The sequence below is a fragment of the Shewanella piezotolerans WP3 genome (genome assembly GCF_000014885.1).
Classification (GTDB): domain Bacteria; phylum Pseudomonadota; class Gammaproteobacteria; order Enterobacterales; family Shewanellaceae; genus Shewanella; species Shewanella piezotolerans.
On record NC_011566.1, the window covers coordinates 2,286,807 to 2,307,532 of the forward strand.

At 44.2% G+C, this 20,726-nt stretch carries 19 protein-coding genes; 11 read left to right on the plus strand and 8 right to left on the minus strand.

What is annotated here, in order from left to right; all coding sequences use genetic code 11:
• Window positions 1–28 precede the first annotated feature (28 nt).
• The gene (gene rph / locus SWP_RS09810; RefSeq protein ID WP_020912308.1) at window positions 29–742 is read left to right on the plus strand and encodes a ribonuclease PH; all 714 of its coding nucleotides are present in this window, start codon (window positions 29–31) and stop codon (window positions 740–742) included.
• Between the two features lie 116 nt (window positions 743–858).
• Window positions 859–1,500, plus strand: a complete 642-nt coding sequence (gene pyrE / locus SWP_RS09815) for an orotate phosphoribosyltransferase (protein WP_020912309.1) — start codon at window positions 859–861, stop codon at window positions 1,498–1,500.
• Window positions 1,501–1,619: 119 nt separating this feature from the next.
• On the opposite strand, the gene folE is transcribed toward pyrE, so the two are convergent.
• From folE to coaBC, 5 genes are all read right to left on the minus strand, one after another.
• Window positions 1,620–2,279, minus strand: coding sequence for a GTP cyclohydrolase I FolE (folE, locus tag SWP_RS09820; protein ID WP_020912310.1), 660 nt, complete (start codon window positions 2,277–2,279; stop codon window positions 1,620–1,622).
• Window positions 2,280–2,498: 219 nt separating this feature from the next.
• The gene (locus SWP_RS09825) at window positions 2,499–4,466 is read right to left on the minus strand and encodes an alpha/beta hydrolase family protein (protein ID WP_020912311.1); all 1,968 of its coding nucleotides are present in this window, start codon (window positions 4,464–4,466) and stop codon (window positions 2,499–2,501) included.
• Between the two features lie 141 nt (window positions 4,467–4,607).
• A complete protein-coding gene (slmA, locus tag SWP_RS09830; RefSeq protein ID WP_020912312.1) occupies window positions 4,608–5,201 on the minus strand; it encodes a nucleoid occlusion factor SlmA in 594 nt (197 codons plus the stop codon).
• Window positions 5,202–5,297: 96 nt separating this feature from the next.
• Entirely contained in the window at window positions 5,298–5,756 is a 459-nt protein-coding gene (gene dut, locus SWP_RS09835) for a dUTP diphosphatase (RefSeq protein ID WP_020912313.1), read from the minus strand.
• A complete protein-coding gene (gene coaBC / locus SWP_RS09840) occupies window positions 5,753–6,949 on the minus strand; it encodes a bifunctional phosphopantothenoylcysteine decarboxylase/phosphopantothenate--cysteine ligase CoaBC (RefSeq protein WP_020912314.1) in 1,197 nt (398 codons plus the stop codon). The genes dut and coaBC overlap by 4 nt, the downstream gene beginning before the upstream one ends.
• 140 nt (window positions 6,950–7,089) lie before the next feature.
• Here coaBC and radC point away from each other — a divergent pair, with 140 nt between their 5' ends.
• The 5 genes from radC to SWP_RS09865 all read left to right on the plus strand — a co-directional run bounded on the left by radC (window position 7,090) and on the right by SWP_RS09865 (window position 10,665).
• Window positions 7,090–7,767: a RadC family protein gene (gene radC, locus SWP_RS09845; RefSeq protein ID WP_020912315.1), complete on the plus strand. Its 678-nt coding sequence runs from the start codon at window positions 7,090–7,092 to the stop codon at window positions 7,765–7,767.
• Window positions 7,768–7,895: 128 nt separating this feature from the next.
• On the plus strand, window positions 7,896–8,132 hold the full coding sequence (rpmB, locus tag SWP_RS09850; RefSeq protein ID WP_020912316.1) for a 50S ribosomal protein L28: 237 nt from the start codon (window positions 7,896–7,898) through the stop codon (window positions 8,130–8,132).
• A 6-nt stretch (window positions 8,133–8,138) separates the two neighbouring features.
• Window positions 8,139–8,312, plus strand: a complete 174-nt coding sequence (rpmG, locus tag SWP_RS09855) for a 50S ribosomal protein L33 (RefSeq protein WP_011494790.1) — start codon at window positions 8,139–8,141, stop codon at window positions 8,310–8,312.
• Between the two features lie 436 nt (window positions 8,313–8,748).
• Window positions 8,749–10,068, plus strand: coding sequence for an amino-acid N-acetyltransferase (gene argA / locus SWP_RS09860; RefSeq protein ID WP_020912318.1), 1,320 nt, complete (start codon window positions 8,749–8,751; stop codon window positions 10,066–10,068).
• A 78-nt stretch (window positions 10,069–10,146) separates the two neighbouring features.
• The gene (locus SWP_RS09865) at window positions 10,147–10,665 is read left to right on the plus strand and encodes a PH domain-containing protein (protein ID WP_020912319.1); all 519 of its coding nucleotides are present in this window, start codon (window positions 10,147–10,149) and stop codon (window positions 10,663–10,665) included.
• Between the two features lie 71 nt (window positions 10,666–10,736).
• Here SWP_RS09865 and rarD read toward each other — a convergent pair whose 3' ends face one another.
• Together rarD and SWP_RS09875 are read right to left on the minus strand one after the other, a co-directional pair.
• Entirely contained in the window at window positions 10,737–11,624 is an 888-nt protein-coding gene (gene rarD / locus SWP_RS09870) for an EamA family transporter RarD (RefSeq protein WP_020912320.1), read from the minus strand.
• A gap of 195 nt (window positions 11,625–11,819) precedes the next feature.
• Entirely contained in the window at window positions 11,820–12,284 is a 465-nt protein-coding gene (locus tag SWP_RS09875; RefSeq protein WP_020912321.1) for a thioesterase family protein, read from the minus strand.
• A 173-nt stretch (window positions 12,285–12,457) separates the two neighbouring features.
• Between SWP_RS09875 and recQ the strand changes: the two genes are divergently transcribed.
• A complete protein-coding gene (gene recQ / locus SWP_RS09880; protein ID WP_020912322.1) occupies window positions 12,458–14,281 on the plus strand; it encodes a DNA helicase RecQ in 1,824 nt (607 codons plus the stop codon).
• Window positions 14,282–14,288: 7 nt separating this feature from the next.
• Here the strand turns inward: recQ and SWP_RS09885 are convergent, their stop codons facing one another.
• The gene (locus tag SWP_RS09885; RefSeq protein ID WP_020912323.1) at window positions 14,289–16,037 is read right to left on the minus strand and encodes a tetratricopeptide repeat protein; all 1,749 of its coding nucleotides are present in this window, start codon (window positions 16,035–16,037) and stop codon (window positions 14,289–14,291) included.
• A 516-nt stretch (window positions 16,038–16,553) separates the two neighbouring features.
• Here SWP_RS09885 and leuA point away from each other — a divergent pair.
• The 3 genes from leuA (at window position 16,554) to leuC (ending at window position 20,717) form a co-directional block, all read left to right on the plus strand.
• Window positions 16,554–18,125, plus strand: a complete 1,572-nt coding sequence (gene leuA / locus SWP_RS09890) for a 2-isopropylmalate synthase (protein WP_020912324.1) — start codon at window positions 16,554–16,556, stop codon at window positions 18,123–18,125.
• 94 nt (window positions 18,126–18,219) lie between these two features.
• Window positions 18,220–19,314: a 3-isopropylmalate dehydrogenase gene (gene leuB / locus SWP_RS09895; RefSeq protein WP_020912325.1), complete on the plus strand. Its 1,095-nt coding sequence runs from the start codon at window positions 18,220–18,222 to the stop codon at window positions 19,312–19,314.
• A 2-nt stretch (window positions 19,315–19,316) separates the two neighbouring features.
• Window positions 19,317–20,717 carry a 3-isopropylmalate dehydratase large subunit gene (gene leuC, locus SWP_RS09900; RefSeq protein WP_020912326.1) on the plus strand — a complete coding sequence of 467 codons (1,401 nt, stop codon included), beginning with the start codon at window positions 19,317–19,319 and terminating at the stop codon, window positions 20,715–20,717.
• The last annotated feature ends 9 nt before the right edge of the window (window positions 20,718–20,726 follow it).

Genomic DNA, 20,726 nt, shown 5'->3' on the forward strand with positions numbered 1-20,726 from the left:
CCTTAGCTCTTAACTACAGGAATTCACCATGCGCCCAAGCAACAGAACTCCAGCACAATCTCGTCCTGTGACGATTACCCGCCAATTTACCGCTCATGCCGAAGGTTCGGTATTGGTTGAGTTTGGTGACACGAAAGTCCTTTGTACTGCCAGTTTTGAAGAGGGTGTACCGCGTTTTCTTAAAGGCCAAGGCCAAGGTTGGGTAACTGCTGAATATGGCATGTTGCCGCGTTCGACACATAGCCGCATGAACCGTGAAGCTGCTCGTGGTAAGCAGTCAGGTCGTACTCAAGAAATCCAGCGTTTAATCGGTCGCTCATTGCGCGCTGCTGTTGATATGAAGCTTCTGGGCGAAAACACCATCGTGATCGATTGTGATGTGATTCAAGCTGATGGTGGTACGCGTACAGCTGCTATTACTGGTGCATGTGTGGCTTTAGTTGACGCACTGAACTGGGCTCGTGGTAAAGGTATATTGAAGACTAACCCTCTTAAGTTCCTGATTGCTGCAGTCAGCGTTGGTATTTACAAAGGTGAGCCAATCTGCGATTTAGAGTATATCGAAGATAGCGCGGCTGAAACCGATATGAACGTTGTCATGACTGAAACAGGTAAGATGATTGAGATCCAAGGCACCGCTGAAGGTGAGCCTTTCACTCATGAAGAGCTATTAAGCTTATTGGACTTGGCGAAGCATGGTATCCGAGAAATCGTTGATATTCAGAAAGCTTCGTTAAGCTAAGCAGCATTGATATTCGGGCCCTACGGGGTCCTTTTTGTAAGTGCTTTTTGACAGCGCTTATAATAGAAGACTGATTAAATAGAACTGAGTTACCCTACATATTTTAAGGAGATATTGTGAAAGCCTATCAACGTGAGTTTATTGAGTTTGCCCTTGAGCGTCAGGTACTTAGATTTGGCGAATTTACGTTAAAATCAGGCCGCACTAGCCCTTACTTCTTTAATGCTGGTTTGTTCAATACTGGTCGTGATTTAGCGCGTTTAGGTCGCTTTTATGCGGCAGCATTGGTTGATTCAGGCATTGAGTATGATCTGTTGTTCGGCCCTGCATATAAAGGGATCCCAATTGCAACCACTACAGCGGTTGCCTTGTGTGATCACCACGATATTGATATGCCTTACTGCTTTAACCGTAAAGAGAAAAAAGATCACGGTGAGGGGGGAAGTTTAGTGGGTAGCGAGTTACAAGGTCGAGTGATGTTAGTTGATGATGTGATCACTGCTGGTACTGCTATTCGTGAATCAATGGAAATTATCGCGGCTCATAATGCCAAGCTTGCAGGGGTGTTGATTGCACTTGATCGTCAAGAGAAAGGCAAAGGTGAATTATCGGCTATTCAAGAAGTTGAGCGTGATTTTGGTTGTGATATTGTTTCTATCATCAAGCTTGAAGACTTGATTAACTACCTGTCTGAAAAATCAGGAATGGAAGCACAGCTTGCGTCAGTAAGCGCTTACCGTGACCAATACGGGATCTAACAGAGGGTCGTAGTCACTAGGACATTATAGGGTGACTTCGAGTTAAGATGACAAAACGCTGCATTGGATGATGCAGCGTTTTTTTATATTCTGATATTACCGGGGGATATCAACCTAGGCTAATTACTCAGAAATTCAGCCCGTGTCGCAGGGTTAGATTTAAAGATCCCACCCAAGGCAGTCGTCGTGGTTGAGCTGGTCGAGTCCATGACGCCGCGAGACTTCACGCAATAATGCACCGCATCCATTTTTACAGCTACATCTTTGGTCTCAAGCAAAGTTTGCAGGGCGACTAATACCTGCTGTGTCAGGCGTTCTTGCACCTGTGGACGTTGAGCAAAGAAGCGCACAATACGATTAATCTTCGATAAACCTATAATATTCTTACGTGGCAAGTATGCAACGCGTGCTAAACCATCGATAGTCACCAAGTGGTGCTCACAAGTGCTGGTTAGGCTAATGTCGTTCACCTTAACCATCTCATCGAAACCCATTTTGTTTTCAATAACGGTGATTTTGGGGAAATTGGCGTAATCGAGACCTGAAAATATTTCATCAACGTACATTTTGGCAATGCGGCGTGGAGTTTCTTCTAAACTATCATCACGCAGGTCGAGCGACATTAAGGTCAAGATCTCGCGCATATGATGTTCTATTTTGTCTTTACGCTCTTCGCGAGTGAACTCACTGGGCAGCATTGGAGTTTCAAGCCCACGCTCAAGCAGAGCTGTTTGAACCAGTTGTGCTGATTCACTGAGGATAGCTTCTTTTGATGTCATAAGGTCCTCCACTGTAACGGATAGTGGTGCTGTCTCTGGTGTTCTTGGTGGCGACTCACATTTCGATTGGTTGTCGCTAAACAGTAATAATAGAGCTGAACAGGTCGCATTGGCTCTAAGAAGCACGGAGGATACAGCGATTTGCTGCAAATATACACCAAAAAACCTGAAGACGATAAGAAAAACCGACTAATTTAGTCGGTTTTTCTCGTTGGCAAATTACAAGTTAAGGTTGGTTTTTAAAAAGCTTAGCATTTCACTGTAGTATTTGGCTCTATGCTCATCGTTATAAAAGCCGTGACCTTCATCATCCATAACCAGCTTTTGATAAGGATAATTTGCCTTCTTTAGGCTATCTTCCAGTGATTCTAATTGTTCAATGGGGACTCGTGCGTCATCACCACCATGAACTAGCATTAATGATGTTTTCAGCTTATCAACATTATAGGCAGGTGACATTGCTTTAAGTATGCTTAGATCATTCCCAAGTACTTGCTCTTGGTAGCTCTGACCTGTATCTGTGTCGGCGACATCACTGTCCTCTTTCCATAGCGGAAGGTCATAAAGACCTGCAAAGCCTATGGCGCACTTAAACAGATCTGGTTCTATAATCGCACTCTGTAAAGCGCTGTAGCCACCAAAGCTTGCTCCTGCAATACATAGGCGGTCTTTATTGGCGTAGCCTTGCTCTATTACATACCGAGTTGCGTCGATAATATCGTATTGGATCTCAGTGCCCCACTTAAGGTGTCCAGCTTCTTCAAAGGCGCCGCCATAGCCACCAGAACCTCGGAAGTTAACCTGCAATACTGCAATCCCTTGGCTGGCAAGTAATTGGTTTTGCGGATCAAAGCCCCACCAGTCTCGCGGTCCATGAGGGCCGCCATGGGGAGTGACCACTAGGGGTAAGTTTTTAGCTTCTTGGCCATGGGGTAACGTTAAGTAACCATGTATTTTAATGCCGTCGCGGCTTGTAAAGCTAATTGGTTTTACTTCAGCCATTAGCTCTGGATCGAGCCAGTCTTTTCTTGAGACCAAATACTCTAGTTTGATTGGATCAGTGCTCAACATGTAGTAATCACCGGGGTTACGGTCATTAATCGCGACGATAATGAGCTTACTAGAATCGGTTGTTTCACTGACTATTCGTATCTGGTGACCTGGTAATGAGGCGATCAGTTGTTTTAACAGTGTTGCATGTTTGTCTTTTGGATCCACAAAGGCATAATCAGGGTAGCCATTCTCAAACTCAACAGCATATAGTTGTTTGGTTTTCTGATTAATCCAAAAGTTACTTGGATCGACTGTTTCATCTTGAATGATTTGCTTCTTCACACCATTTTCAAGATTGATCTTGTACACACCTAACGTTTGTCCTTGTTCACGACCTGCGGCATAAATACTGTTTTTTTCTTCCGCGAAGGAGATTGGAGAGAAATCAGATAAACCGAGATTGAGGTTATCACTGTCATGCCATCCTTCTTCATCGCGGTAGAATAGTTTCGTTGTATTGGTTTTATCTTCACCGGTAACAAAACGAACTTTACCCTCGTGATCGGTTAAAAATCGTGCCTGGCCGATGGGAGAACGAGTAACTTTTCTTCGTTTTCCTTTATAAACATCGACTCGATAAACGTCTTGTTTCTTCTCGTAGCTTAGGGTGCGAGTGTTACCCCAAGGGATAGCATTAACTAACATATAACGTTTATCATTTGGCAATGGGTCTAAAATATAAGCCGTTGCCCTGATTGGGGTATTTTTCTTTATATTTGAGCCTGCTTGCTGCTGACCACTATTATAACCGAATAGATAAATCGGCTTTGAACCATCGGCGTTGACAGCGTATAACTCACCATAATAGATCGGGTGGTCTTGCCAGCCTTTTAAGTATTCCTTTTGCAATACGATTCGATCGTCATTTACCCAATAGTAATCACCAACTTGGGCATTGCTAGGAAAAAATACCGCGTGGTGTAGTTTTTTGGTTTTGGCATCTAACACGAGCAGTTTGTTTTTACCTTCGTGCTTGGTAATCGCTCCTATATAGTCACCCGCTGGGGAAATCTTTAGGTTCGTAAATTCGGCACTTCGGCTGAATTTTTGGGCGATGGAAAGTGTATCATCTGCAAAAGCAGGTATTGTCGTGCTAATAAGCACAACGAGAGAGATGAGAGATAAGATCCTCATATTACTTCCTTGTTGTATTTGGGTGTGTTTGATTTTTAAACAGCAACAGGGGGAGAGTATGGTAAAATTATTTACGGATCAATAGATTAATAAAGAGTTAGGTTAAGTGACTTTATATTCGACACTTAACCCCATTAATTGCTAGCTTTGCAGAAGTTGCTGCTGCACAAATGTCCACTGTTCGTTAAAATGCTTAGTCGGTTTTAGTTTAAACTCGCTGCGCACGAATTGGGCAATTCGTCCCTCGGCAATCGCCATTAAAAGGTTGGCTAATACTGCTTCATCAATGCTAAATGCTTGCCCTTCGCGCAGGCTCTTCTCGCGTAAAATTTGCTTCAGATGAGTTTCAATTTTTGAGAAAAGCTGGCTAATGCGGCTGCGTAAACGCTCGTTTTCACCCAGTAACGCATCACCATTGAGCACCCTTGAAATCCCTGGATTACGTTCGGCAAAAACCAACAACAATTGCAGTAATTGTTGACAGCGTTTCATGGTGTCCTTTTCTTCATCCATGATGAGATTGATGCGAGATAGTAATGACTCTTCGATAAACTCTATCAGGCCTTCAAACATCCGCGCTTTGCTCGGAAAATGACGATAGAGTGCCGCTTCTGATACACCCACTTCTGCAGCCAGTTTAGCGGTAGTGATGCGTTGTCCTGGGCTTGTCTCTAACATGGTCGCTAAACATTGTAGAATGTGTTCGCGGCGATTAATCTTTGGGCTTGCAGCCATTTATCAGTCCTTCACTCGATTACTACTGAGCGAGACGGCAAGGAAACAACGCTCCGTGCTGTCCATAAAATGTAGTGATGTGCTTAAATGTGGTTATTATTTTGTGCCTGAATGGCCAAAGCCGCCAGCACCGCGATCTGAGCTATCAAACTCATCAACAAGCTTAAACTCTGCCTGCACAACGGGAACAAATACTAATTGCGCGAGGCGGTCACCGATTTCTATAGTGAATGGCTCACTGCCGCGATTCCAGCAAGAGACCATCAGTGGCCCTTGATAATCGGAATCAATCAGTCCCACTAAGTTACCGAGTACGATACCGTGCTTATGGCCTAAGCCTGAACGAGGCAGAATAATAGCCGCCAAGCTCGGATCTGCGACATGTACAGCAATACCCGTTGGAATGAGTACGGTTTCACCTGGCTGTATGGTGAGTGCAATATCAGTGATTGCTCGTAGATCCATTCCTGCACTACCCAAAGTCGCGTAGGCGGGTAACGGAAACTGTGTACCAATGCGTGAGTCGAGAATTTTTAGTTCGATCGGTGTTTTCATTTAGTTCTTACTTTTTCTGCGATTAGGGTCAGTAATTGCTTGGCCAGAGTTTGCTTGTCGACAGCGGGGAGGTGGGTTACACCATCATGCCAAAAGACGCTAAGCGCGTTATTGTCGCTATTAAAACCAATGTTGCTATTCGACACGTCATTGGCGGCAATCATATCAAGTTTTTTGCGCTCAAGTTTACCTTTTGCGTATTGCTCAACATTATTGGTTTCTGCTGCAAAACCAACCGTAAACGGACGTTTTGGGTGGCTGGCAACGCTGGCTAAGATATCAGGATTTCGCACTAGCGCAAGCTGCATCTGCTCAGCTGATTTTTTAATCTTACTCTCGGCCACATCCGCAATTCGATAATCAGCGACTGCGGCGCAAGCGATAAAAATTTGGTTTTTTTCGACTTCTGGTAGGACTGCATCAAGCATCTCTTGTGCCGACTCAACATCGATGCGGCTGACATTCGCTGGTGTTGCTAGATTAACTGGCCCTGCAACCAGTGTCACTTCAGCCCCCATTTCTGCTGCGGCACTTGCTAATGAAAAGCCCATTTTTCCAGAGCTGTGGTTAGAGATGTATCTAACGGGGTCGATGGCTTCGCGTGTAGGCCCCGCTGTTAGCAATAAAGATATGCCTGCTAATAATTTAGGGCCAAAGAACTGTGCGGCTTTTTCCGCAATAGCCACAGGCTCCAACATTCTACCTGGGCCAACTTCTCCGCAGGCTTGAGAGCCTGAGTCTGGGCCCCAAATCGTCATGCCACGCTGAGCGACGGTGACTAAATTGGCTTGTGTCGCGGCGTTGCGATACATCTGCTGGTTCATTGCTGGGCAAAGTACGATAGGAGCTTCGGTCGCTAAGCAGGTGGTGGTGATGAGTTCATCAGCCATGCCGCTACTGATGCGCGCGATTAAATTCGCCGTGGCTGGTGCCACAATCACTAAATCTGCCCAACGTGCTAATTCAATATGCCCCATAGATGCTTCAGCACTTGGGTCAAGTAGATCGGTCGAGACCGGATAGCCTGATAATGCTTGCAGGGTGAGTGGCGTAATAAATTCCTGCGCGCTCAGGCTCATAACCACTCTAACATCAGCGCCGCGATCTTTTAGTTTGCGAACTAAGTCAGCAGATTTATAGGCTGCGATACCGCCGCCAATTCCTAAAAGTACTTTCTTGTTTTTCAAACCCATAGCTACTCTTTCCATAATCATTTTTACAGATCTAAATATTATCTGCGCAGTCGTAAGATATCACAATCACTCTGCAGTTGATGAACAAGTTAGTAAATTGTCGACCATACTCAATTAGAAATAATGACAAGGAGGTTATTGTGGGAATTAAAGATTGGCCACAGGGTGAAGGACCAAGAGAAAAACTACTGCTTGATGGTGCAGAGCAGCTGTCGGATGCAGAGTTACTCGCTGTATTGCTCAGAGTTGGCTTAAAAGGGTTAAGTGCTGTTGAGCTTGCTCGTATGATGATAACGGAGTTTGGTGGGCTCAGAAGCTTACTGACAGCCTCTCAAGCCCAAGTGTGCCGGCTAGATGGGATAGGCCCGGTTAAGTTTGCTCAATTGCAAGCTGCAGTAGAGATTGGCAAGCGAATTTCGAAAGAAAATCTAAAAAGAGGCAAAATTTTATCGGATCCTGATTTAACTCGAGACTATTTAATGAGACAATTGGGAGATCGTGCCTACGAAGTGTTTGCTATTTTACTACTTGATAGTCAACATCGGGTGATTCAATTCGTTGAATTATTCAGGGGTACCATTAACTCAGCGTCGGTTTATCCACGAGATGTGGTGGGCTTGGTGCTTGAGAAAAAGGCTGCGGCTGTGATCGTGTGTCACAATCATCCCTCTGGAATTGCAGAGCCAAGTACAGCCGATAGACGAATTACTGAGCGATTGAAACAAGCACTACAAACCATCGATGTTTCCTTGCTGGACCATATGGTTGTAGGCGATCGAGAGATAGTTTCTTTCGCTGAACGAGGGTGGATAGATTAATCTAACCCTTGATCTTTGATTTTAGATCCTGTATAAAATGCGCCCTCTGTTGTGTGCCTCAGGCGACGGCCGTGTTCGAGGTACATTAATGCTCGAGCGTTATATATATTGTTTTGGAGAAGTTTGACATGTCAAGAGTATGCCAAGTAACTGGCAAGAAACCAATGGTTGGTAACAACCGTTCGCACGCGAAGAATGCTACGCGTCGTCGTTTTTTACCTAACCTACAGAATCACAGATTCTGGTTAGAAACTGAAAAGCGTTTCGTTAAGCTACGTATCTCTACTAAAGGTATGCGTATCATCGATAAGAAAGGTATTGAAGTTGTTGTTGCTGAACTTCGTGCCCGCGGCGAGAAGGTATAATAAACCATGGCTAAATCTAAAGGTAATCGTGAGAAGATCAAGCTAGTATCTAGCGCTAAAACTGGTCACTTCTACACGACTGAAAAGAACAAGCGTAACATGCCTGAAAAGATGGAAATCAAGAAATTTGATCCTGTTATCCGTCAGCACGTTATGTACAAAGAAGCTAAAATCAAGTAAATACTTGTTTAAAGCATCTTCAAAAACCTCTATTTATAGAGGTTTTTTTTTGCCTTAAATTTACCACCCACTAAACACTCGCTGAACGATTAAACCTTGAACCTAGTGAATATCACTTCTGCTATTGGCCTAATAGCCATTTCTTATCCTAATTTTCATCCCACCACTTGAATTAAGAGCATCAGTGATTTCAAAATTTACGAGATTGCTCAATCTCACTACTTTTATAATGCAGTTAGCAACAACTATTCACTTGTGCATATAGGTGGTTTTACATCTAATCTTTTAAGTTTAATGGGTTTGGCTCGATATTTGTTAATAGCAATAGTGATAATAAATGCTTTTTAATTGCATTAAAATGCAATATCATAATGGTTTATTATCAAAAAACCAGATTGTTGCGACTGTCTATTTAGACTTATAAGGTGGATTTAGCGTGCGTACTACAGAACTCGTCGATGGTTTTCGTCATTCAGCTTCCTATGTTAACGCTCACAGAGGTAAAACCTTTGTGGTTATGCTTGGTGGTGAAGCGCTTGCTCAGCCGCAGTTTAAAGCCATTATTAACGATATTGCCTTGTTGCATAGTCTAGGAATTAAAATTGTCCTAGTGCACGGTGCGCGTCCGCAGATTGATGATGCGTTGGCACAACAAAGCTTAACCCCTGAATATTACAATGGTGTGAGAATTACCGAAGAAGAAACCTTTAAAGTCATTAAGCAAGTTGTAGGCGCATTGCAACTCGATATTACAGCGCGATTGTCGATGAGTTTGAGCAACACGCCTATGCAAGGGGCACAAATCAATGTGGTTAGCGGTAACTTTATTATTGCACAGCCGTTGGGGGTAGAAGATGGAGTTGATTACAGTCTCAGTGGCAGAGTAAGGCGTATAGATAGCCAAGGCTTAAAGCGTCAACTGGATAATGGTGGCATTGTATTGTTAGGCCCTGTGGCTGCATCAGTGACGGGTGAAAGCTTTAACCTAACGGCTGAAGAGGTTGCAACCCAAATTGCGGTAAAACTCAAGGCCGATAAGATGATTGGCTTTAGCGCCCATAATAGGATTATGGATGAGGCTGGCGAAGTGCTTGCAGAGCTGATGCCTACAGATGCGCAAGCTATTCTTAATAATTTACCTGAACAAGCGCCACTTTGTTTAAGTACTAAAGCATTCTTGCAAGCCAGTATAGATGCTTGTAGAAATGGCGTTAGTCGATGTCACTTTGTTAGCTATCTAGATGATGGAGCTCTACTGCAAGAGCTTTTCTCCCGTGATGGTATCGGCACCCAAATTGTGACAGAAAGTGCCGAACGTCTGCGTCGTGCTTCTATTCGGGATATCGGTGGCATACTCGATCTTATCCGTCCTCTGGAGGAAAAAGGCATTCTGGTGCGCCGTTCAAGAGAGCAGCTAGAGGTCGAAATTGAGCAGTTTATGTTGATCGAGCGTGACAGTTTAGTGATTGGCTGCGCGGCATTTTATCCGTTTGAAGAGGATAATGCTGGTGAGTTTGCCTGTTTGGTGGTTCACCCAGAATATCGAGATGCCGATAGGGGCAGTTTACTGCTGCAAAATATTATTAGCCAAGCGCGGGTGAGAGGCTACTCAAGACTATTTGCGCTGACGACACGCAGTATTCACTGGTTCTTAGAGCATGGTTTTAATATCGTTGAAGTTGATGAGTTACCAGGAAAGAAGAAACAGCTCTACAATTATCAGCGCAAATCAAAGATTTTAGCGTTGGATCTGTAAACGAGTCCCCAAAATCCTATCTTGACATAATATGTCGTCTGGTCAAAGATTAGCTTATCTCATTGACAGGATCAGACGATGACTCAAATTTTTGCACTTACTCCCCTAGGCGTAACAGGTACGTTGAGCTTTATTGCCTTACTCATTGGCTTAATTGGAATAGGGATTTATATTTATTACAAAGCGCTGCCGCAAACCAGTAAGGTGGTTATTGCTGCAGTATTACTGCCGATGGTCATAGCATTCAGCTGGATGTTCTATAAAGTTAATGATGCAAAACTGATTGTGACGGCGGATTTGATTACTATCGATGTACCATTTTATCAGTTTAGCCTACCGATAGAAGAGGTAGATTTAGTGGGAGTGCGCCAATTAAATTGGTCAGCAGAAACTGATACTGAATTTAAACCTGATCTTCGGGTTAATGGTGTGGGTATGCCTGGATTTCAATTAGGCTGGTTCAGTTTAGGCGGTCACTCGAAAGCTTTTGTTGCGGTTACTGAAACTGATAATGTGGTGCTGATCCCGACAGTCCAAGGTTATCCGATACTATTGAGCCTTGAGCAACCAGAGGCACTGTTAAGTCACTTTAAGTAATAGCGACATAGAGTTTAAGCTCAATAATAAAAAGCGAACCGACTAGGCTCGCTTTTTTGCATGTTAAAGGGTTACTTTTTCTGTTTGCGCTTATAAAACATATCAGCGGTAAACAGTGCTAATGCTGCCCAAATAAAGCCAAAAGTAATGCCTTTTTCCATATCGAAAGGTTCATTAAACAAGCTTATAGCAAGAATGAACATGATACTGGGGCCGATATACTGGAAAAAGCCCAACATAGTAAATGGGATCCGTACTGCTGCAGCGGCAAAACACAGCAACGGCACAGTGGTGATGACGCCTGCTGCGAGTAACAATCCGTTTAGATGTATATCGTTACTCATAAGGTGCGTCAGCGAGTCACCCATATTGCTAAGTAGGTAGAATAACGCGACAGGCATTAAGATAGCGGTTTCTACTAATAGGCCGGTTTTCGCATCAATGTTGACCTTTTTTCGCAATAAGCCATAACAGGCAAATGATCCCGCCAAACCCAGCGATACTAGTGGTATTGAGCCGAATGAAATAAGCTGAATTGACACCCCAATAGCTGCTAAAGATACAGCTGCCCATTGTAGTTTACGCAGGCGCTCCCCCAGAAACAGCATGGCTAAGAACACATTAACCAATGGGTTGATGAAATAACCTAGGCTGGCATCTAACATATGATCGTTATTGACTGCCCAGATGAATAACAGCCAGTTAGCGGCGATTAAACAGGAGGTGACACAAAGTACTGCCAGTTGTTTAGGCTTTTTAAGTAACTGCCTGGCACGACCAAATCCACCGAAAAAGCTCATCAGCAATCCCATAAAAAGGAACGACCAAAGTACGCGGTGCAGTAAAATCTCAGCGGCAGATACATCTGTCAATAATTTAAAGTACAGCGGCGCAAAGCCCCACAGCGTATAAGCGCAAATGGCAAATGCTATGCCTTTGCGATGTTCAGTATCTTGCATTGAAATGTACTAAGAAGAGGAAGTAAGCGCTGATTGTAATCCTGCCTAAGCCTAGACTCAAGCTAACCGCGCCGTTTATCTTCTCTGGCGGCCATGACGTTTAGTCAATAAACCGTGCCAGTTATCATTAAGTTTGAGATCACAGGGTGTTTAAAACGCCGCAAAAGGGCGACGTCCTAGTGGCTATAATTAGCATCAACCCACCATATAAGTCCCTGTGCCGAAAGCAATATGGTCTCCTTTTTCATTGTGAAGCTCCATTCTAGAAACAGACACTCGATTTCCGGCGCGGATCACCGTACCCGTACCTGTAAATATTTCACCACGGCCAGGGCGTAAGTAATCAATTCTAAGGTCAATAGTGCCTAATGTCTGAATGCGTTTTTCTAGTTCCTCAAGACTCCAATCGTCACGACTGGCGACTAAGCCTGAAAAAGCAGTGAGGCCACCAACGACATCTAAAACGGTGGCGGTCATGCCTCCATGCAATATTTGCTGATGAATATTACCAATTAATTCAGGCTTCATTTTTACGACAACTTCTACACCGTCCACATCATAACGCTTGATATCCATCCCAAGTAAGTTATGAAAAGGCACATGCTTGTCAAAAACCTCTGCAACTCTGCGTAATGTTTCTTGCTGAATAATATTGCTCATACGGCTCCCTGCGCGTTCCTTGTCAGATCAATTGCTTAGTATTAGAGCATTTAATCTATCGCTAATGGAGCCTGTGTTGCAAGTTTAAATTTTGGTCGATAAATCGTTTGAAGAGAGACAAGAGAGGTTCGCTCGATTAGAATGGTCGGCCTTATGATTAACACAGGTTCACTATGGATCAGGCGGCACTAGAACATCCGGTCGATCAATTATCAGCAAGCCTTCAGTCGGTATTTGGTTATCGCACGTTTAGGGATGGTCAGCGTGAAGTAATCGAACAGATCTGTGCTGGCCAAGATTGCTTGGTGATCATGCCGACCGGCGGTGGTAAAAGCCTATGTTACCAGTTACCCGCGCTGCAGTTACCAGGCTTAACGGTTGTGGTTTCACCGCTGATCTCGCTAATGAAAGATCAGGTCGATAGTCTTATTCAGACGGGTGTCTCAGCCGCTTACCTTAACTCTTCTCAACCAAGAGAAGAAAGCCTAAAAATTTTGCAGCAGATGCGCTATGGCGAACTAAAGTTGCTGTACGTATCGCCAGAAAGGTTGTTGCAAGCCAGCTTTATCGATCGTTTACACGAGTTGAATATCTCGCTATTTGCCATTGATGAAGCGCACTGTATTTCACAGTGGGGTCATGATTTTAGACCCGAATATGCTGCGCTTGGGCGTTTACGTCAGCAATTTCCTCTGGTGCCGATTATGGCGTTAACAGCAACGGCGGATAATGCGACGCGCGTCGATATCTGCGAGCGGTTAACCATTGAACCATTTTCGCTACTAACCAGCTTCGATAGACCTAATATTCGCTATACTGTCGCTGAAAAGCTAAATGCTGCAAATCAGTTGCGACAGTTTATTGATGCGCAAAATGGTAATAGCGGTATTGTTTATTGCAGTAGTCGTCGCCGGGTTGATGAGGTTGCTGAACGTCTGCGTATGCAAGGGCATCAAGCTGAGGCGTACCATGCAGGTAAAACCCAAGAAGAGCGGGCAGATGTTCAAGACCGGTTCTTAAAAGATCAACTCGATATTGTAGTGGCCACGGTCGCTTTTGGTATGGGGATCAATAAATCAAATGTGCGTTATGTGGTGCACTATGATATCCCAAAAAGTGTTGAAGCCTACTACCAAGAAACTGGGCGAGCAGGCCGTGATGGTTTGGACTCTGAAGCTTTGATGTTGTTTGACCCTGCTGACATTGGCAGAGTCAGGCACCTTATTGAACAATCAGAGCCAGGGCCACAGCAGCAAGTTGAGTTCCATAAACTCAACACCATGGCTGCATTTGCTGAGGCGCAAACCTGCCGCCGCCAAGTGTTGCTGCACTATTTTGACGAAAGTGCGCTAGAACCATGCGGTAACTGTGACATCTGTTTAGACCCGCCTAAGAAATATAATGGCATTCAAGATGCGCAAAAGGTGCTGTCGTGTATCTACCGGCTTGGACAGCGCTTTGGTGTTAACCACCTCATTGAGGTGCTACGAGGTTCAAAAGCCGCCACGGTAATGGATAGAGGCCATAATAAGCTTTCAACTTGGGGCATTGGCAAAGAGAAAAGTCATGAGCATTGGTTGAGTGTGATTAGGCAGCTTATTCATCTTGGGCTCGCTAATCAGGACATTACTCGAGGTTCATCGGTCACGCTTAATCCATCTGCACGAACGGTGTTAAAAGGCGAGGTGGAATTGCTGCTTGCAGAGCCAAGAATCGTGATTCAATCCACCAAGCGTCGTGGTCATAATCCGAAAGCCCCATTAAACTACGATCGTAAACTTTTTGCTCGATTGAAGTTATTAAGGCGCAAACTAGCTGAAGAGTTAGATGTACCACCCTATTTGGTATTCAACGATGCAACCTTGGCTGAAATGGCTGCAATATTACCAACAAGCCCTGGTGAATTATTGGCTGTAAATGGAGTTGGTGAACGTAAGTTGGAGCGTTTTGGCGGTGAATTTTTAGATGAAATTGAAAATTACTTAGCGGAAGGTTAACAAAAAATCAGTTAACTTTTAGCTTCCTCAACTGGCTGATATTGGCTCGCTTGATCATTGACTCTAAATTATCAAACTGCTGCATACAGGCTAGACCAATATTCACTTTGGAACCTTCTTGCCAAACTTGAATAGTACTTGCCAATTGATCAATGACGTTTATTGCACCTTGCTCAGAGGTGTGCGGCAACATAATTACGATCTGCTGATCATTTTGCTGTAAAAGCACATCCTGTTCTCTGAGCTTAGTTTTTAACTGCTCTATCACTATTGGCACGTCAGTTTTAAAAATGTGGTTAGGGTTGAATACTAATAATGACAACGGATAACCCGCCTGCTTGCTTATGTTTAACAGATCTTCAAATGACTTCTTTTTATCAACTTTAGTATCAAGATTGAGGACTATTTGCTCGGGCTGTGTTGGTTTTGGTGCTTTCTTTTGATGCCAAGTGATGAATATGATTAGGCTGATGATCATTAGAGCGATAGGGAAAAGTGAACTGGGAATAATGCTGTTTACTGTTGTTGCTGTAATGAGGGAGTGATTAGGAGCGGCTATTTGCTCTTCACGACTTAACCCCGATTTGAGTTGCGATAACCAAATGTTTTTAATTGATAGCGTTTCGCTTTCTAGTGCCTCTAACTGTTTGAGCTGGTATTGATAAGCCAGTGAAAACTTTCCCTGTTTAGCAAAATACTCTGCCAAGGTGGCATAGCTATGTTTTAAATCAGAGTAGCGTGCTTTCTCTTTCGCCAACGAAATAGCCTGTTCCATTAATGTGAGGCCAGCTGCTTCACGGTACTGCTTCAGTTTGATCCGAGCATTGAGAGATAATGCGCTAATGGTGCCAATAGAGTCAGCTTCTTTGCGAAAGGTCGCCAAACTGAGGTTAATCAGTTGTTCTGCGCTACTATATTTACCACTATTAAAATCAATTAAAGCGATCGCATTGTAAGCAACGGCTAGCTCTAGTGGGGTGCTGAGTTCAGCAAGTGTGACTCTGGCTATTTGGGTATATTTATCTCGTAGATTCGGCTGTTGATTTTGCTGAGCAAATCGGGCCATATCAAGTGCGATAAAAAGCTTCACTTTACCTAGTGTTGTGGGTTCATCAAGTGCCTTTTTAAGGTAAGTCTCGGCTTCTTTTTGTTCATCAATATCGGATAACTGCTTAGCCATAGAGGTATATAAATAACCTTTCGGGGGCCAAGTCCAGCGTTGATCTTGCAAAGTGATCTCGGGGTAAATATCCAGAGCAAGTCTTATGTCTTCTATCGCAGCATTATTGTGTTTTACATCGGCATTGAGCTTGCTTCTGAGCCAAAGGCCACCGATGAGTGCCTGCGGTTGTTTTAGTTTGCGCGATAGCGAAATGGAAGAGTATAAAAGCGGTAGTGCTTGCTGGTAGTCGCCAAAACTTGCATAAGCTTGTGCCATACAGTTTAGAAAATAGGGCCTCGCATGCTCAAGCGCTAATTGCTTTGCTTTGGCATCATTTAAGCGAGCCAGATTAATGGCGGCAGCGTTTTCACCTAGTTGGATATAGGACTCACATTTGAGTGCGTTTAAACGCATCAATAGAGTATCTGATCTCGATACACCCAAATAGTGACGTTCAAGCGCATTGATCTCTGACAATGCTTTGCTTGGATATTGGTAGACGAGTGTATTTAACTGATCTAGTTGTTCCAACGTACTGCCAAACACTGGGGAAACCCAGAGTATTAGACAGAGTACGATGCTCCTAAAGTCCATTTGTAGCTCCAGTAGTGACTCTATATCCGCTTTCCATTAGCAGAGTGGGGCTATTATAACCATTTTATCTAAAAATATGCATAAAAAAGCTAAACAGTTGAGAATATTGCGACTTAACAGCATTATTAGAGATGCTGCGCAATAATATCTTTTAAAAGTCGTTTTTTGTAGAGTTAATTTTCAAGTTTGTGATTTTTGTGAGCAATGTTCAGTTTGTTAAATGCCTAAGTTGAGCAATTTAGGCTTGACATAGATGGCTGCTCGCGTTAAAAATTAACCGAAGCAGCAGAACTCGCTGACATAGTTATATAGAAAAGTTGAATAACCATTTATGAAGCGTACAAGCACATTACTCATACTCCTCAGTCTCATTCTCGCAGTCACTGCGCGGAGGATATAGTGCTACACGCTTAAGAAAGCCTGCATTTATAAACCCCGCGAATAGTACGCGGGGTTTTTTGTATTTAAATTGCCTGAAAGCATAACTGAACGTTTGAAGTTCAATGGAGAGAATAGATGTCTGACCGCGTAATTATATTTGACACGACACTACGTGATGGCGAGCAAGCATTGGCTGCCAGTTTAACGGTTAAGGAAAAACTTCAAATAGCACTGGCATTGGAACGTCTAGGTGTTGACGTCATGGAAGTCGGTTTTCCGGTTTCTTCTCCTGGTGACTTTGAATCAGTACAGACAATTGCTAGAACGGTAAAGAACAGCCGTGTTTGTGCCTTATCAAGAGCGCTAGAGAAAGATATCGATGCTGCAGCTCAAGCATTATCGGTTGCTGATCAGTTTCGTATCCATACCTTTATATCGACATCAACCATTCACGTTGAGAGCAAGCTTAAGCGCTCATTCGACCAAGTATTGGAAATGGCTGTCGGTGCGGTTAAATACGCTCGCCGATTTACTGATGATGTTGAGTTTTCCTGTGAAGATGCAGGCCGTACTCCCATCGATAACCTATGCCGTATGGTAGAGGAAGCGATTAAGGCTGGTGCTCGCACGATTAACATTCCTGACACCGTGGGCTACACAGTACCCAGCGAGTTTGGTGGCATTATTCAAACCTTGTTTAATCGCGTCCCGAATATCGACCAAGCGGTTATTTCTGTACATTGTCATGATGATTTGGGTTTGTCAGTGGCGAACTCTATTACGGCTGTGCAGCATGGTGCTCGCCAAATCGAATGTACCGTGAATGGTATTGGTGAGCGTGCTGGTAACTGTTCTCTGGAAGAGATTGCGATGATCCTTTCTACCCGTAAAGGTGAATTGGGTTTAGAAACTGGCATTAATGCAAAAGAGATCCACCGCACCTCTAGTTTGGTGAGCCAGCTATGTAATATGCCTGTACAAGCAAATAAGGCGATTGTTGGCGCGAATGCTTTTACACACTCTTCAGGTATTCACCAAGATGGCATGCTTAAAGCGCAGAATACCTATGAGATCATGACACCGGAAAGTATTGGTCTTAACCGTAACAACTTGAATATGACTTCGCGCTCGGGTCGACATGTCATTAAGCACCGCATGAGTGAGCTTGGCTACGGCGATCAAGACTACGATATGGATGTTCTATACGAAGATTTCCTTGTACTTGCAGACAAGAAAGGTCAAGTGTTTGATTATGATCTTGAAGCTTTGGCTTTTATGGAAGCGCAAGCTGAAGATGATGACCATTTTAAATTGCAGCAGCTAGTTGTACATTCAGATTCAACAGAAGGTAGTGCCACAGCCACGGTAAAAGTTGAGGTGAACGGCGAAACAGTGACTGAAGCTGCCATTGGTAATGGCCCTGTAGACGCCGCTTATAAAGCAGTTGCACGCGCTAGTGGTTGTGAAATTGATATCACCAGTTATCAACTCGGCGCGAAAGGTGAGGGGCAAAATGCACTTGGCCAAGTCGATATTACTGCTAGTTACCGCAATCAGAATTTCCACGGTGTTGGGCTTGCAACAGATGTTGTCGAAGCATCAGTAAAGGCCTTAGTGCATGTGATGAACTTGACTTGGCGAGCGGATAAAGTGGCTGATTGTAAACAAAAAATCCAGCAAGAAAAGCAAGTGTTAGGCGGCGTTTAAGTTCTTAATGTCCATATTTGCTTTATACCCAATTTACTTGGGTATATGTACCTGATTACAGAATATAAAGAAAATTAAAGGAGTTAGTTGTCGTATGAGTTATCAAATAGCAGTATTGGCTGGAGATGGGATTGGTCCTGAAGTCATGGCAGAAGCCCGTAAAGTACTTACGGCTGTAGAGGAACGTTTTTCCCTTTCTATTGAATATACTGATTACGATGTTGGTGGCGCTGCGATTGACAGCCAAGGTTGTCCTCTGCCTGACGCAACACTTAAAGGTTGTGAAGCTGCCGATGCGATCCTTTTTGGCTCAGTAGGTGGTCCAAAGTGGGAGCACCTAGCACCAAATGATCAACCTGAGCGCGGTGCATTATTGCCGTTACGTGGACACTTTGAGTTGTTCTGTAATATGCGCCCAGCAAAGCTGCATGCAGGTCTTGAGCATATGTCGCCGCTGCGTAGTGATATCTCATCACGTGGTTTTGATGTGTTGTGTGTACGTGAACTTACCAGTGGCATTTACTTCGGCAAGCCCAAAGGTCGTCAAGGTGAAGGTGAGAATGAAGAAGCATTCGATACTATGCGTTATACCCGCAAAGAGATCACCCGTATTGCTAAGATTGCCTTTGAGACTGCTCAAGGTCGTCGCAAAAAGGTTACCTCTGTTGATAAAGCGAATGTACTTGCCTGTTCGGTACTTTGGCGTGAAGTGGTAGAGACGGTTGCTAAAGACTATCCCGATGTTGAGCTTGAACATATCTATATCGACAATGCGACTATGCAACTACTGCGTCGTCCAGACGAGTTTGATGTCATGCTTTGCTCAAACCTATTTGGCGATATCATCTCAGACGAAATAGCCATGCTTACAGGATCTATGGGGCTATTGTCGTCTATCAGCATGAATAGTTCTGGTTTTGGTTTATATGAGCCTGCAGGTGGCAGTGCGCCAGACATCGCTGGTCAAGGAATTGCTAACCCTGTCGCGCAGATTTTGTCTGCAGCACTACTACTTCGCCATAGCCTAAAGCAAGAAGCGGCGGCTACAGCAATTGAAACCGCAGTGGGTAAAGTATTAAGTGATGGCTATTTAACAGGTGAGTTACTGTCTAGTGAAGAGCGCCATAATGCGAAATCAACCAGTGAAATGGGTGACTATATCGCCCAGCTTGTTAAAGAAGGTGTTTAATCATGGCTAAGACATTATATGAAAAGGTATGGGACGCCCATATCGTGGTTGCCGCCGAAGGTGAAGCACCAATTATTTATGTTGATAGGCATTTAGTGCATGAGGTGACATCACCTCAAGCCTTTAGTGGTTTAGAGGTGGCTGGGCGCAAAATGCGTGCACCTGAAAAGACTTTCGCCACCATGGATCACAACACTTCAACAACGAGTGCGAGCTTAGACGCACTTAGCCCTATGGCGCGAACTCAAGTGCAAACACTTGAGCGAAACTGTAAAGAATTTGGCGTAAGACTTTATGATATTCACCATAAAAATCAAGGTATCGTTCATGTAATGGGCCCAGAGCTGGGTATTACCTTGCCTGGAACTGTGATTGTATGTGGTGATTCACATACTGCGACTCATGGAGCCTTTGGTGCGCTTGCCTTTGGTATTGGTACTTCAGAAGTTGAGCATGTTATGGCGACGCAAACCTTGCGCCAGCTAAAAGCCAAAACCATGAAGATCGAAGTACGCGGTCACGTGGCTGAGGGGATTACCGCTAAAGATATCGTACTGGCGATTATTGGCAAAATCGGCATGGATGGTGGTACTGGTTATGTGGTGGAGTTCTGCGGTGAAGCGATAGAGGCGCTCACAATGGAAGGGCGCATGACAGTATGTAACATGGCGATCGAGATGGGGGCTAAAGCGGGTATGATTGCGCCTGATGCAACGACTGCAGAGTACTTAAAAGGCCGTGAATTCGCACCTAAAGGCGACAACTGGCAGCAAGCAATTGCGGCATGGGCTGAATTGAAATCTGATGCTGACGCCACTTTTGATGCAACTGTGGTACTGCAAGCTAGTGACATTGCGCCGCAGCTGACTTGGGGGACTAACCCAGGGCAAGTGGTCGCGATAGATCAGTTCGTACCTAATCCTGCTGAAGAGACTAACTCAACAGTTCGTTCAAGCATCGAGAAAGCACTTGAATATGTTGATTTAAGCGCAGGCACTTTAATGACTAATGTTGGAATTAATAAGGTATTTATTGGGTCCTGTACTAACTCACGCATAGAGGATCTTCGTGCTGCTGCTGTGCACGCCAAAGGGCGTCAGGTTGCAGAGGGCGTGAAGGCGATAGTTGTGCCAGGTTCAGGTCTAGTAAAAGAGCAAGCTGAAGCTGAAGGCTTAGATAAAATATTTTTGGAAGCAGGTTTCGAATGGCGTCTGCCTGGTTGCTCAATGTGCTTAGCCATGAACGACGATAAGTTGGAAGCTGGCGATCGCTGCGCATCGACAAGTAACCGTAACTTTGAAGGTCGACAAGGACGAGGTAGTCGCACTCACTTGGTGAGTCCTGCTATGGCAGCAGCAGCCGCTGTAGCTGGCCATTTTGTTGATATCCGTAAACCTTACTAGAGAGTTAAG

Coding starts and splice junctions, on each gene's coding strand:
- rph (WP_020912308.1), top strand. CDS start 29: ATGCGCCCAAGCAACAGAACTCCAGCACAATCTCGTCCTGTGACGATT.
- folE (WP_020912310.1), bottom strand. CDS start 2,279: ATGACATCAAAAGAAGCTATCCTCAGTGAATCAGCACAACTGGTTCAA.
- SWP_RS09825 (WP_020912311.1), bottom strand. CDS start 4,466: ATGAGGATCTTATCTCTCATCTCTCTCGTTGTGCTTATTAGCACGACA.
- slmA (WP_020912312.1), bottom strand. CDS start 5,201: ATGGCTGCAAGCCCAAAGATTAATCGCCGCGAACACATTCTACAATGT.
- dut (WP_020912313.1), bottom strand. CDS start 5,756: ATGAAAACACCGATCGAACTAAAAATTCTCGACTCACGCATTGGTACA.
- coaBC (WP_020912314.1), bottom strand. CDS start 6,949: ATGGGTTTGAAAAACAAGAAAGTACTTTTAGGAATTGGCGGCGGTATC.
- rpmB (WP_020912316.1), top strand. CDS start 7,896: ATGTCAAGAGTATGCCAAGTAACTGGCAAGAAACCAATGGTTGGTAAC.
- rpmG (WP_011494790.1), top strand. CDS start 8,139: ATGGCTAAATCTAAAGGTAATCGTGAGAAGATCAAGCTAGTATCTAGC.
- SWP_RS09865 (WP_020912319.1), top strand. CDS start 10,147: ATGACTCAAATTTTTGCACTTACTCCCCTAGGCGTAACAGGTACGTTG.
- rarD (WP_020912320.1), bottom strand. CDS start 11,624: ATGCAAGATACTGAACATCGCAAAGGCATAGCATTTGCCATTTGCGCT.
- SWP_RS09875 (WP_020912321.1), bottom strand. CDS start 12,284: ATGAGCAATATTATTCAGCAAGAAACATTACGCAGAGTTGCAGAGGTT.
- recQ (WP_020912322.1), top strand. CDS start 12,458: ATGGATCAGGCGGCACTAGAACATCCGGTCGATCAATTATCAGCAAGC.
- SWP_RS09885 (WP_020912323.1), bottom strand. CDS start 16,037: ATGGACTTTAGGAGCATCGTACTCTGTCTAATACTCTGGGTTTCCCCA.
- leuA (WP_020912324.1), top strand. CDS start 16,554: ATGTCTGACCGCGTAATTATATTTGACACGACACTACGTGATGGCGAG.
- leuB (WP_020912325.1), top strand. CDS start 18,220: ATGAGTTATCAAATAGCAGTATTGGCTGGAGATGGGATTGGTCCTGAA.
- leuC (WP_020912326.1), top strand. CDS start 19,317: ATGGCTAAGACATTATATGAAAAGGTATGGGACGCCCATATCGTGGTT.